The 13,285-nt window shown below is 47.3% G+C and carries 12 protein-coding genes; 5 read left to right on the top strand and 7 right to left on the bottom strand.

Annotation, left to right across the window (positions count from 1 at the left end; translation table 11 throughout):
• Positions 1 to 35: 35 nt before the first annotated feature.
• The 5 genes from ADS79_RS07810 to ADS79_RS07790 all read right to left on the bottom strand — a co-directional run bounded on the left by ADS79_RS07810 (position 36) and on the right by ADS79_RS07790 (position 5,212).
• Positions 36 to 926, bottom strand: coding sequence for an NAD-dependent epimerase/dehydratase family protein (locus ADS79_RS07810; RefSeq protein ID WP_236699931.1), 891 nt, complete (start codon positions 924 to 926; stop codon positions 36 to 38).
• A gap of 38 nt (positions 927 to 964) precedes the next feature.
• Complete coding sequence (gene rfbF, locus ADS79_RS07805) at positions 965 to 1,732, bottom strand: glucose-1-phosphate cytidylyltransferase (protein ID WP_049737837.1); 768 nt, start codon at positions 1,730 to 1,732, stop codon at positions 965 to 967.
• Complete coding sequence (rfbG, locus tag ADS79_RS07800) at positions 1,729 to 2,820, bottom strand: CDP-glucose 4,6-dehydratase (RefSeq protein WP_049738173.1); 1,092 nt, start codon at positions 2,818 to 2,820, stop codon at positions 1,729 to 1,731. Before rfbG ends, rfbF begins: the two co-directional genes overlap by 4 nt.
• A gap of 5 nt (positions 2,821 to 2,825) precedes the next feature.
• Positions 2,826 to 4,205, bottom strand: a complete 1,380-nt coding sequence (locus ADS79_RS07795; protein ID WP_049737836.1) for a sugar phosphate nucleotidyltransferase — start codon at positions 4,203 to 4,205, stop codon at positions 2,826 to 2,828.
• 158 nt (positions 4,206 to 4,363) lie between these two features.
• Positions 4,364 to 5,212, bottom strand: a complete 849-nt coding sequence (locus ADS79_RS07790) for a hypothetical protein (protein WP_049737835.1) — start codon at positions 5,210 to 5,212, stop codon at positions 4,364 to 4,366.
• Positions 5,213 to 5,431: 219 nt separating this feature from the next.
• Between ADS79_RS07790 and ADS79_RS07785 the strand changes: the two genes are divergently transcribed.
• Positions 5,432 to 6,280 (top strand): DUF1698 domain-containing protein, encoded by an 849-nt coding sequence (locus ADS79_RS07785; RefSeq protein WP_049737834.1) that lies wholly within the window; start codon positions 5,432 to 5,434, stop codon positions 6,278 to 6,280.
• A 193-nt stretch (positions 6,281 to 6,473) separates the two neighbouring features.
• Positions 6,474 to 7,661: a glycosyltransferase family 2 protein gene (locus tag ADS79_RS07780; RefSeq protein WP_049737833.1), complete on the top strand. Its 1,188-nt coding sequence runs from the start codon at positions 6,474 to 6,476 to the stop codon at positions 7,659 to 7,661.
• Positions 7,662 to 7,669: 8 nt separating this feature from the next.
• Here ADS79_RS07780 and ADS79_RS07775 read toward each other — a convergent pair whose 3' ends face one another.
• Entirely contained in the window at positions 7,670 to 8,014 is a 345-nt protein-coding gene (locus ADS79_RS07775) for a DUF1360 domain-containing protein (RefSeq protein ID WP_049737832.1), read from the bottom strand.
• Between the two features lie 97 nt (positions 8,015 to 8,111).
• Between ADS79_RS07775 and ADS79_RS07770 the strand changes: the two genes are divergently transcribed.
• Entirely contained in the window at positions 8,112 to 9,209 is a 1,098-nt protein-coding gene (locus ADS79_RS07770) for a peptidoglycan-binding protein (RefSeq protein ID WP_049737831.1), read from the top strand.
• An 83-nt stretch (positions 9,210 to 9,292) separates the two neighbouring features.
• Here ADS79_RS07770 and ADS79_RS07765 read toward each other — a convergent pair whose 3' ends face one another.
• Entirely contained in the window at positions 9,293 to 10,831 is a 1,539-nt protein-coding gene (locus tag ADS79_RS07765) for a hypothetical protein (protein ID WP_049737830.1), read from the bottom strand.
• A 144-nt stretch (positions 10,832 to 10,975) separates the two neighbouring features.
• On the opposite strand from ADS79_RS07765, the gene ADS79_RS07760 reads away from it, so the two are divergent.
• Both ADS79_RS07760 and ADS79_RS07755 read left to right on the top strand, forming a co-directional pair.
• Positions 10,976 to 11,860, top strand: a complete 885-nt coding sequence (locus tag ADS79_RS07760) for a glycosyltransferase family 2 protein (protein WP_049737829.1) — start codon at positions 10,976 to 10,978, stop codon at positions 11,858 to 11,860.
• Positions 11,861 to 11,966: 106 nt separating this feature from the next.
• Positions 11,967 to 13,169, top strand: coding sequence for a BMQ_0737 family morphogenetic spore coat protein (locus ADS79_RS07755; protein ID WP_049737828.1), 1,203 nt, complete (start codon positions 11,967 to 11,969; stop codon positions 13,167 to 13,169).
• The last annotated feature ends 116 nt before the right edge of the window (positions 13,170 to 13,285 follow it).

Below are 13,285 nucleotides of genomic sequence, written 5' to 3'. Positions count from 1 at the left end.
AGAAGCATCTCCCTGCTCTTATCCTATCCTTCTCTTCATTTGGCGAATTCTTCACTCTCCAGCATCATGGCAAGCCCATCCTCGAGCCGCACTTTGCTTTTCCAGTCAAGCCTTTCGAGGGCTGTCGTGTCAGCTTGTGAGCACATGATTTCCTTTTCTCGATAAGGAATGGCGCCGAATTTTAGTTCAATAGACGAATGGGTCAGCGCATGTATTTTTTGGACCAGCTCACGAATCGAGGTAGCCTGACCCGTTCCCACCTGATATTCCACAAACCCCTTCGGCAATGCCGACCGATTTTCAAGCAAAACCAGATAGGCGTTGACAGCGTCATCGACATATACAAAGTCCCTTTTCTGTTCACCGGCGGTCACGGCCAATTCTGCTATGTTTCGAAGGCACCAATTGGTAATAAACGGGATGAACTTTGACGATTGATCAAAGGGTCCGTATATATGCTCAAGCCTGAGATTTGCAAACGTAGTTTGATGAATGGCGGACAAATGGCTCCCCCACTCCGCAAACTGCTTTTTCGTCAGGTGATACCCAAGCATATACGTTGCCTGCCAAGCAAGGGCTGTTCGTGAGAATGTATCCGTGTTCAGGAATAGTTCGGTTCCATGCTGAATAGAAGCTTGCAGGAGCTGGAGCGGGAAGGTGACGTTGGTCTCAACCAGTGCTGCGTCCGACTCATCACGACGCCCGTACGCGGTTGCTGTATGAATGATCGCATCAAATGGCTGATGCCGTTCAAACGGGATACGCAGCTCTGTTTTATCCAGGTCATAGCTTGTGAGCTCCCCTGCTATATCTCCCAGTCGCGAGCAATCTGAAAAGCTTCGCTTGAGGATGACCACATGATGCTTGTTTCGTACGAGAGCCCGCGCCAAATGGCTTCCCAAAAATCCAGTCGCTCCTGTAAGCATGATTCTCAACCCCATTTACCTCCCCGCTGAAAGTCCTCTTACTTCCATTCCGCCTTCCCGCTTTTCCATAAAGCCTCGAGGTAATTTTTATCCCGCATCGTATCCATCGGGTGCCAGAAACCATTATGCTTGTAAGCCGCCAATTGTCCATTTTGAGCCAGCTGCTCCAACGGCTCCCGCTCAAAGACTGTCTCGTCTCCTATCAAAAAGGAAAAAATCTGTGGTTCCAGAACGAAAAAGCCTGCGTTTATCCAACCGCCATCACCATTCGGCTTTTCCTGAAAGCCCTTCACCTGATCGTCTGCTGTCAGATCCAGAGCGCCAAAGCGTCCGGGGGGCTGGGTTGCTGTAATGGTCGCAATCTTTCCATGTGAACGATGATAGGACACCAGTTTTTCGATATCCACGCTGGAAACACCATCTCCGTAGGTGAGCATGAAGGGCTCATCTCCCACATACGGTTGGATTCGCTTGATTCTGCCACCCGTCATCGTATCCTTGCCTGTATCGATCAGCGTTACTTTCCACGGGTCCTGGCATTGATTGTGTAGAATGAGTTCATTTCCCTTAGAAAAATCAAACGTAACATCTGACTGGTACAAAAAATAATGTGCGAAATATTCCTTGATCATGTAGCCTTTGTAGCCCAGACAAATAATAAAGTCGTTATAGCCGTACCGCGAATAGATCGACATGATATGGCAAATGATTGGTTTTTCTCCTATTTCAATCAGGGGCTTTGGTTTCAGCTGTGATTCCTCTCCAATCCGCGTGCCATATCCACCAGCCAAAATGACCACCTTCATGAAGCCCCCTCCTTCAAATAATGATCAATCTGCTCAAGGCAAAAGTGCTGCATCTCTTTTTTCTGCTGGTAGGCTCTTGTCCACTCCACAACAGCATCGAGTGCTTGCTCCAGCGACCAGCGAGGACGCCAGCCCAGCTCAGTAATCGCTTTTGAGCAGTCGAGCTTTAAATAAGTCGCTTCATGGAAGGGCGAGCTGCCCGTAATTTGATAGGATGCCTCTGCCCCCCATTTCTCGCAAAGCCGTGCCGTAACCCACTCTACCGTTTTTGCATCTTCAGGGGACGGACCAAAATTCCAGCTTGAGGAATAGCGCTGCCCGTCTTTCCAGAGCTTTTCTGCGAGCAGCAAGTATCCGCATACGGATTCAAGAACATGCTGCCACGGTCGTATCGCATACGGATGACGAAGCACGACCTTCTCCCCATTTAATAAGGATCGCAGCAGGTCAGGAATGAGCCGGCCTTCGGTCCAGTCCCCGCCTCCTATCACATTCCCCGCCCGTGCTGTTGCGATACCGATCTGATGAGCGGCAGCACCAGATCGGAAAAAGGATTGTCGATAGCTGGCCGTTACCAATTCAGAGCAAGCCTTGCTATTGGAGTACGGATCATGCCCACCCAGCGTGTCCACCTCGCGATAACCCCAGGACCATTCCTTGTTTTCGTAGCATTTATCCGTTGTGACATTGATCACTGCCTTGATCGGCGCCTGTACCAGAGAAGCTTTTCGTATCGCTTCGAATACATGCACAGTCCCCATGACATTTGTCTCGTAGGTTGTAAGCGGATCGACATACGACATGCCGACCAAGGGCTGGGCTGCCATATGAATCACGATATCAGGCTGCGCAACCAGGAGTACTTTGGTTACGTCGTCTTTATTGCGAACATCTCCGCAAATATGGGAATGGAGCAAAGCTTCGATACCACAATGCTGAAACAAACTCGGCTTTGTCTGCGGGGCAAGCGAATACCCTGTTATCTGGGCGCCTAGCGCATGAAGAACCAGGCACATCCATGACCCTTTAAAGCCTGTATGCCCTGTTAAAAAAACATTTTTGCTCTTCCAGAATCCTTTATCTAGCATCATCGCTACTCACTGACCATTTCGAGAATGTCATTCCAGCTCATGCCTAAGCGAACAATATCTTCTTCTATTAATCTACTGCCCATTTGCACCTCGATAATGTCCAGATCGCTAATGGCTTTGATGGCATGCTTAGCACCCACTGGTATTTCGAGCACATCACCAGGGCGAATGCGAAATAAGCGGTCATTTAGCACAAAATCTCCTTCGCCCTCCACTACCATCCATACCTCGCTTCGGTAGTGATGGTATTGATAGCTCAAATTTTTGTCGGCATGAATATGGAGCCGCTTCGTCAAAACCTCTACCTTTTCACTCATCTTCTGAAATTGCAGCACATGATACCAGCCCCAGCGTCTTTCTTCAAACATCGGGCGCTGGCTCCAGTCGCTTGCGATATCCTTAATGACATGACTTTTTTCTTTCGCAGATATCAGAATGCCATCCGGGCTGGCAGCGATCACCAAATCAGACACACCTATGGACACGATCGGCAAGTCCAGCTCATTGATGACATGTGTATTACTGCTTTCCTCCAGATGCACGCGCCCAACAGAAAGATCACTCATTTCCTCTGTAAGCGTATTCCAGGTCCCCAAGTCCTTCCATTCTCCGTCGTAGGGAACGACCACCACATGCTTTGCTTTTTCCACCACTTCATAGTCAAAGCTGATTTTCGGAAGCTCTGAATACTTTTCCATCAATTGCCCGTAATCGGTCGGAAGCTTCCTTTTGTCCATCTCCTCAAGCATGTAGCCCAAACGAAAAGCAAAGACGCCGCAATTCCAGAGTGCCTGTTTGGCAAGCAGCTTTTTCGCCTGTTCTTCCGTAGGCTTTTCTGTAAAGCCGGCTACCTTTTGATAAAGCGGGGAGCTCTTCTTTCCATCTGGAGCTGGTGGCTCAGGAACGATATAGCCATATTTCGTTGATGGATACGTAGGTCTCACACCCATCAATGCCAAATCTGCGCCGGATGCTTCGATCACCTTCTCCAATTGCTTTAGCTTCTGGAAAAAATGATCCTCCACATAGGAATCAACGGGCATGATCGTTATAATTTCGTCCAGACTGAACTTTTTTACACTATGCAAATAGCTCGCGATCAGGGAGATAGCAGGAAAAGTATCCCGTTTCTGCGGTTCCAGTATGAGAGGGACATTCATTCCAAGTTGGCTATCTATCAGGTCTACTTGTGATTGGCTCGTCGAGATAAAGGTCATATCCAAACACTGAGTGGAAGCGAGCTGTCTCCACATTCTCTGGACCATTGACTCAGGTCCACTGCTTTGACTCTTGATCAGCTTTAAAAACTGCTTGGAGCGAACATCGTTGGAGAGCGGCCACAACCTTTTCCCTGAACCGCCCGACAGCAATACCAGTTTCATCTAGGCCACCTCTGTCCGTTATACTTTACGCATGAATCATCATATGAACAGAGATATAGGGATGACCGTTTTACCCGCTAAAATGGTCGATTCTCCCGACTATTGCGATTGTCTGCGATAGCAAAAACCCCCGCCTGCCAGGTACACGGCCTATGCAATTATTTCACTGGCGTCCATCGTCTTGTCATATAGTCGTAATAGTGAGCTCCCGTGCTTTGCGGAATGTTAGAGCATAAAAAATCCCCCATATAGCTTTTGGAATTTAGTCCTTGAAAATGAAGCGAATTGATTCGTTTAAAGGTGCCGCTCGCCTCATCCTTGCAATAAAGGATCCCTTCATATACATACACTTTTTTCTTTTTGTCCAAAGCCTCAGCCCATAATGGACGATTAATGTTTTCATCGAAGAACGTATCGCCGAAAGTTCCATGGGTATGCACCTTGCCTGAGTAGTGGCGATAATACAACAAGCAGAGGACCATGTCAGAGACAAGTGGAACGCCGTTGATTACCTGATCGTATTCAATCGTCTTTTGAACGAGCTGACTGAACATGACCGGATGGACAAAATATTTCATCATGAGATTGCAAAAGCGATCCAATGTATCGATGCCTACAAAACTTGTCCATGCGAATTCCATGGAAAATGATTGATACTCCAACTTAGAAATATTTGTATATAACATCACATCCGAATCCAGATAAAAGCAGCTCTGCATTCCATTCTTTCGCATAAAATCACGCAGGATAAACCATCTTTGGAAGCAAAATAGGTTATATTCATAGCTCATGACGTGCATATGTTGATAAACCTGGGCAAAGGCTTTTGCGGTTGTCATATGGTTATCTAGCTGTTCATGAATGATTCCGGCGGTAGCAAATTTTCGATTCGCCTCTTTGCCAAGCAGATAGACAGGCGAATGGGGGTTGCTTAACTTGGCTTGCCGTAGGCTGAAGGTTAGATAATCATCGTCTCCCCTGTGCATGAAAATGATAGGCAAGGTCATCGCTTACACCCCTCCTTTTCCATTCATTGTTCCTTTCACCCTATTCCTCGGAAGAAGGCTCGGAAACGGCCAACTGTCGTGGGCTTCCCGCCTAAATTTTTAAATCCTATGTATGGAATTTGGGGCTTCTCCCCCGTTTCCCGTCTTCCTATGTGCACATATCGTAAAGATAGCATAATGACTTTGCTTGATTGGGTTTTGCCAAAAGGAGGGATTTTAGTGGGAGGAACATGGACAGACAGTGAAATTCTAGCTGAGATCAATAAGCGCAGCTGGTACCATAAAATCACACTACGTCCGGCGATATCTACACCAGGTGTCGCTATTTTGGAACCGCTCTGGGAAAGCACGCGCAAAGCGAGGCAACATCTGAATTATGCAGGAAAACGCGTCCTCGACATTGCCAGCTTCGATGGCATGTGGGCCTTTGAGGCAGAAAAGCTCGGAGCTTCGCTTGTCGTGGCTACTGATTGCATGCAGCCACTTTACTCCAACTTTGAGCTTTGCAAGGACATATTGGGTAGTAAAGTACTTCCTTTGTACAACATTTCTCCCTATACCTTATGGGAAGGCTTGAAAGTGTTGTTGATGGACGATTTCAGTACACCCCTCCCTTTCCCTCAGCATATACGCCACAATTTGTTCGATATCGTTCAGCATACTGGACTTTTATATCACGTACGCGATCCGTTATGGACGATCTCACAAGCGCGCAGTGTCGTCAAAACGGGGGGGCATTTGCTGCTCGAAACAGCCTGTATTCTTGATGACACTGAATCGAGAATGATCTTTAACGGTCCACCCGGAAACATGAATCGGATTTATCACGATATCACCACGTATTGGGTGCCTTCGATCAAATGTCTCAAGGAGATGCTTGCCAGTACATTGTTCGAACCGCTTCCACACACCATTCAAACAATCAGCTCGGGCACCAAAAACAACTATCCGATTGGCCGTGTCACCATGGTAGCCAGAGCAATCAGCGGCAAGGAAACAGCCGCAGATTCTTACGCTGAATTACTGCGCATCTATCGCAATCCTGGGTTAGTCCCGGACTATTTGTAAAGAAAGCATTTTCCAAAAGAGTGTCTGCCATTCCAACGAGTGGCGGCACTCTTTTGTTGTTTTGTTTCACACCCACCAGTATCCTTTTTCAAAATAAGAAATGTATCCCGATGCAAATCTATCTCCTTGTACATATCCTATTTTAGACACGCCGTTTTATCAGGCGCCCTACTTCTTGAAAGGAGTGACACATATGTCTAGCTCCCAGCTTCCTCTCGTCAGCATCGTAACCCCTTCATATAATCAGGGAAAATTTATCCGTGAGACGATTAACAGTGTACTTCTTCAGGATTACACCAACATCGAAATGATTGTCATAGATGGCGGTTCAACGGATGATACACTGGCTATTTTGCAGGAGTATGCAGAAGCAGACAGCCGTTTTCGATATATCTCTGAGCCTGACCGCGGACAATCTCATGCGATAAACAAAGGCTTCGCCAGAGCACAAGGAGCCATCATTGGCTGGCTGAACTCTGATGATACTTACTTGCCTGGTGCGATTCGCAAGGCGGTTTATGCATTTTTACAAAACCCCGGTTGGGGCATGGTTCATGGCAAATGTCAGGTCATAAACGAGCACAGCCAAGCTGTTAATACATTTCCTTCCGAGCACGCTGATGCCAAGCGACTGTTTTATACGTGCTGCGTCTGTCAGCCTGCGGCCTTTATTCGCAGTCACGTTGTCAAACAGATGGGGGGCGTGGATGAAAAGCTTCACTTCTGCATGGACTACGAGCTATGGATGCGGATTGCCAAATTTCATCAAATCGGCTTTGTCCCTGAATTTTTCGCAAATGCACGCGTTCACGCCACCTGCAAATCCGCGACACAGTGGCATTCCATTGGGATACCCGAGGTGTTTAAATCGCTAGCCAAGCATTATTTGAACATACCTAGTGGCTGGGTGTCCCATGTATCACAATATCGGGGGATGGGCGTCATCGACTTATTAAAACAGTACAAGACCTTCCCTTCCAATTCCACGCGAATTACAAGCATGAACCGCTTTCCTGATTTATGGGCTCCTCCCGTCCTGCGGGTCATGGTTGAATCTGATCCAACGAACCCGTCACACATCCTTCTGATGAAAGGCTCTGTTCCAGGACCATCAGCGAAAACGATAAAACCATTCACCTTGACTGCTATGGTAAATGGCCTCAAGACTAAAACGTTTACGATTGACAAACCGATTTTTGCGATTGAAATCCCTCTTGATCCACGGACGCATATCCATCGGGTCGACATTGCCTCTTCCAGCATCATTGCCGGGACCCCACCGCAAATTCACAAAAAGCTTGTCGGTGGTTACCGTGCAGATGAAGTGATTCCGCTTTCTCACGATGAGTTCATCGTCTACCATACCTTCTCACGCAACTGATTGACTCGTCACATGTATAGCCTCGTTTCGATTACAGCCGCCGCTCCCGCTATCGCTAAAATAAGCAGGATCGGATAGGCGGTTGGTACATACAAATAGAGCACAACAATGAGTATGCCGATCCAGATACCGACACACCAGTGGCAGCTAAGCAGCTTCCCAATCCACTGTCGCACCCTTCCTCCTTTAAATTGGAAATCACGAACGACCTGACCGGACGAATCCGTTACGTATGTGATCGTCAGAAAGGGCTCGCGTAAGAATGAAGTGATCTCATCAAAGACAATTAAATGAGTAAGGCGAAAACTTGCCAGCACGAGGATGAGCATGTCAATCACGGATAGTTCAAACACCTTTTCTCCACCTCTTTCCAATATTTTGAGCTTTTTTATTCCACTGGAAGTTTAGTACCATTACAGGGAGCTACCAACCAGAGAAAGGCGTGATGACATGAATCGCAGCATGAAGAAGATTGCCGCTATCCTTTCCCTGTCCGTCTCCGTCACCATGATCGGACAACCTGCCTTTGCGAAAACGACTTTTACCCCTCTAAAACAAGGGATGAATAACGCACAGGTGCTAGAAGTGGAAAAGATGCTCGAGGCTTTGAAATTTGACCACAATTTAAAGGTAGACAAGCTCTTCACCAGTTCAACGACTTACAACGTCAAGCAATTTCAAAAGAAGTACAAGCTAAAGCAAACAGGAATTGTGAATAAAGCAACGTATGATAATTTGAAAAAGGCGTATACGGACTTGGGCAAAAAACCACAAACAAAGCCGGAAACAAAGCCAGAAACGAAACCGGATACACCATCAAAACCGGCTGACCAAACGGGAACATTGAAGCCGGGCTCTACCGGTTCGAAAGTAAAAGAGCTGCAAAGTATGCTCGCGGATTTGGGCTATAAAGTAACCGCAAGCGGAACATATGATGAATCTACCCGCTTTGCCGTGATGCTGTTCCAATCTCGAAACAAGCAGACTTTGACTGGTGAGGCGGACACCCAAACATACAGTGCAATCCAAACGCAATATAAGAACAATAAAGGACAAACGAAGCCTGACCCGGTTCCACAACCACCTGTTACTCCTTCCAAGCCGGATCAACCGCAAAAGCCTGGCACAGGCACAGTAAATCCAAGTGTTCCACTGCCGTCTGAGCTGACTGCTGACGAGAAGGAAATGGTTCAGCTCGTTAACAAAGAGCGTGCCAACAGCGGCCTCGCACCTTATCAGGTAGATATGCAACTCGTGAAGGTAGCACGTGTGAAGGCACAGGAAATGGTGGATAAAGGATACTTCAGCCACACCTCACCTACGTATGGCTCGCCATTCCAAATGATGGAGACCTTTGGCATCAATTATCGTGCCGCAGCCGAGAACATTGCTCAGAATCAAACCGTTAGTAGTGCTCATCAGATGTTTATGAATTCTTCGGGACATAAAGCCAATATTATGAGCGCTACTTACGATTATGTGGGGATTGCCGTAGTGAACGGTGGACCATATGGTAAAACCTTTGTGCAGATGTTCTTGAAAAAATAAGTTTTTGGAACGTAAAAGCCATCATTTCTATGGAAATGGTGGCTTTTTTTCGTTACGGTATATCAGCCTATTGGGGCCAAGCATTAAAACGAAACAGCAATTCGATTGTTCGCCGGAAAATGAATCTCCTGGTTGTTACACACAACGACACCCTCCACAATGACGGACTTCCCAGAATCCTGTCTCAAGAATGAGATTTGAAAGTTTTGAAAAGACTCGGTTGCTTTGGGAGCAATGCTGACAGGAGCAATCGGAGCAATCCAATATTCTCCCCGTTCCATCGCCTGTGCAAACCAATCATCCTCTAGATATCTCCAGCCCTTTAATCCGTTCATTCCTTGGACCGCCATCGTCTCGACCAGCTTCGGGGGCAAAATCTGACCGCCCATTTTGATCGAGTCCGCCGGAGTCACCCGCAAACAAACAATCGGATTGAACAGCTCCTCGGTTCCCGTGTTCTTTACCTGTAGCGTGCCAATTAATAGATACGGTTTTTCATTCGAATCGGAATGGATCAAAGTATAGTCAAAAAACACCTCTGCTTCTGTTCTGGACTCACTTGGCTGAATCCATTCGGGCTGTCTGGACTGGTCTGGCGAGGCAACCGTTTCCGCTGCTTCAGTCTCTGCTTCTATGGTCTCTACTGCCAAGACAGTCTGGCTTGGTTCCTGCGGGAGTGCTCCAACACTCCTCACTTCGGGCTCTTCTGTTCGTTCTTTCTCATGCGTCAGGGTTTGGTCGGGGCTTTTATCAGCATGGAGCTCAGTGTCATGGTTCGCATCTTCTTCTTCCTCTTCCGCGAATTCCTCTGCTATTTCTGCTTCGAGCTCGATAAGCTGCTCATCTGCTTCTAACAGCCCCAACTCATTGAACGCTTCCTGTCCATACTCCTCTTCGCTTGCCACTGGCTCTGCAGACTGTACTTCCTGGGTGGTTAACTCATTTGTAAACGACGTGTTTGCCAGTACACTTCCGAAAAACACTTTTAACAGGTTTGGGGGTAAATATGCCAGTGGTTGAATCTGCATCCCTACCTGGAGATAGCCCAGGATACCGGAAGCCAGATAAAAGGCAATCTTCTCTCCATACGCTTTGCGCTTGAAGATTTCTGTATGCTTCGGAATCTGCAGCTGCAAATGAACAATGGAGCTAGTTGGCTTTCCCTCTTTTCCTGCTTTTATATGACATGGAATTCCGGTCTGCTTCAGCTCCGCTTGCAAGCATCTGATCAGCTCTCTACGCTTTTCATCCTCTGTTTGAAACAGGACCAGTCTTGGCTTCTCCAGCAAGCGCAGTTCCTTTATGCTAAATCGAATGGCAATATCTGTATTTTTCGCTAGAGCAAGATTGTTTTGCGCTAACACAACTTCCATACCGTAATCTGCAACAAACTTTTGCACGCGTCCCAGAACATCCCACTCATACGGGGTCTCGGTTGTGCTCTTCCCGGTGAACAGGACGCAAACCTTCCCTTTTAACCCTGAATCCAGATCAATTCGCTTGTTTTTCGGGTCCCATTTCAATTGAAAGCCGTTTTGTTTGCAAAACAATCGAAAAGCAGGCAGAGCCGCATACGGCATGGTTCCACCACGTTGCCCACTGTAATATACCTCCACATCCATCCTGCTCACTCCTTCAGGTCACTCGCATACGGGTATCCGTGAATATTGTATGAATGCCTAGTATTTTAAGTGAGCAATTTTGCTCGGCTCACGTTCCACTGAACTTTCACTGGCATACCATGGCATCAAGAAAGGAGTGGTCATATGTCCGCCGGCCAAACGCCATTGATCTCCATTATTATTCCTGTAAAAAACGAAGGAGATAATGTGCGCTCGACGATAACTTCCCTTTTTAATACTCGAACCAATTATTCATATGAAGTGATCGTGGTGGATGATGCGTCTACGGATAACTGCTGCTATTTTTTAGAGCATCAAATGAAAACACCGCAAATCAAGCTCATTACGACTGAAGGAATCGGGGCCGCAGCTGCTAGAAATTTAGGGGCAGATCATGCTCGTGGCACCTATCTTGTATTTTGCGATGCCCATCTGACCTTCGAAAATTTTTGGATTGACCGGATGCTGGAGCTGATTTTGAGCAAAAAAGCAGATGGCGTTGCACCTGGGATCGCTTCTATGACAGAGCCACATAAAATAGGCTACGGGCAAAAGCTGGATCAGAAGCTCGGTGTGGTTTGGAATCCGAATCCTCACCGTCCCTCCCCTGTAGCCATCTTGCCAGGTGGCTGTTTTATCGTGTCCAAAGAGGTTTTTACAAAAGTAGGCGGGTTTGATCGCGGATTTCGTGTGTGGGGATTTGAGGATATCGAATTCTCGATAAAAATGTGGCTGTTTGGCTATACCTGCTTCGTTCAGCCCTCCGTCAAAATCCTGCACCTTTTCCGACAATCCCACCCCTATACGGTTGTCCACGAGCATGTATATTACAACATGCTGCGCATGGCGTACAGTCACTTCAGTGAGGCGCGCATCGAGGCGAGTAAAAAACTAATCGTCTATACCAACGCTGAAGAAATCGAAGATGAAGTGCTGACTTTTGGGGGTGCTGCACAGCGTTTGCGCTATCTTGCCCAAAGAAAATTTGATGACAATTGGTTCTTCCAGCGCTTCCAAATTCCTTTTTAACACCACACTTACCTAAAAATGGGCATTCGTTGACAAGCAAATTTCCCATTGCCCACATAGTATGTAACTGCAAAGCAAATCCCCTAGGAAAGGAAGGATTCTTACGGTGAACCATATCGTGAAGCCCATTATGGGTCGCCAGCTCCCTACACCGACGCCAACCGCAACTCCTCCTATACCGAATAACCTGCAGGAAGAGTGTATTCGCGTCAACAAGGTGTATGACTGGGTTGTTCTCGCAAACAGCTACCGGAATAAGATTGCCATTCCTGCCGATTGTCAAGCACTGGTAGACGCTGCTATTCGCGCTGGGCAAGACATCACCTTTTCCTGCGTAGAGCCTGTTTCTCCTGCACCTAGTTGCAGTGTGGTCGGTATTCGCCGCGAAACAATTGTTGTTGGTGGAACATCCGTTCGCGTAGGCGTCGTTAATTTCGTCTTCAGTGCAACTGTCCAGTTGACTGTATTTGCAGATGGAACGCCTCTCTGCACATTCGCAACTACTGTTCAGTTCGATCAAGAAGTCGTGCTTTGCCTGCCTGAACCACTGGATGAGCACAACATCGTTTGCCGGATCAGCGCTCTTGAGTGCAATCCATCTGGCAGCGTCCTCCTTGGTGGAATGGTTCAACTCGATGTTATCGTTTGCGTCGAAATCCAGGTAGAAGCAGAAGTGAAACTGGAAGTGCTGGCGAAATTCTGCTCTCCGCGTCCAAACAACATTCCTGTACCATCGCCGACTCCTTCTTTCCGTTGCCCACCAATTACATTCCCACCACAATGCCCACCAATCTTCCCAGTCCGCAACTGCGATTGCCAGGCGTCTGTAAATGCTCTGGTACCGAATGTTTCCATCTCTATTGGCATTCCACTCACAGTCGCAATCGGTACGATCCAGCTCATCGCAGATATCTGCCCAAGCTGCGATCCATCCAGCAGCTCGTTTACCTTTAACTTCTTTGATACTGTCCTTACTGATCTGTTGGGCGATCAAAGCTTTAGCTTCTCGCCTTCTACGATCAGTTCTCCAACTTGTATCACCGTCTTGCCTGGCCTTGCTATCTTGCTCGGCTTGACTGTCACTGGTACAGGTGTACGGACATTTACAGCTACAGGTGTTCAAGAAACATTAACCTACTCTCTCACTCTTGCAGAAACCGCCCTGGGTCTGCCAGATATCATTCTCCTGACACTCACCGATCAAAACGGTGTCCTTGTATTTACAGCAACTATTACAGTCGTTCCAGACACAGAATTGATCGTGCGCGATTGCATCACCTTTGGAGATATTGTTATTACCACCCCTTAATCCGCATACAACAAAATCGTTTGCCAACGGGAGAAGAACCATATCTTCTCCCGTTTCTCTTTTCCTATTCCAATTCCGGGATACATGCACCCTTCCCTATCCGTTACATATGACTA

Origin of the sequence: Brevibacillus reuszeri, assembly GCF_001187725.1 — a bacterium.
In the GTDB taxonomy this organism is placed as follows: Bacteria; Bacillota; Bacilli; order Brevibacillales; family Brevibacillaceae; genus Brevibacillus; species Brevibacillus reuszeri.
This window is presented reverse-complemented; position numbering and strand designations above follow the sequence as displayed.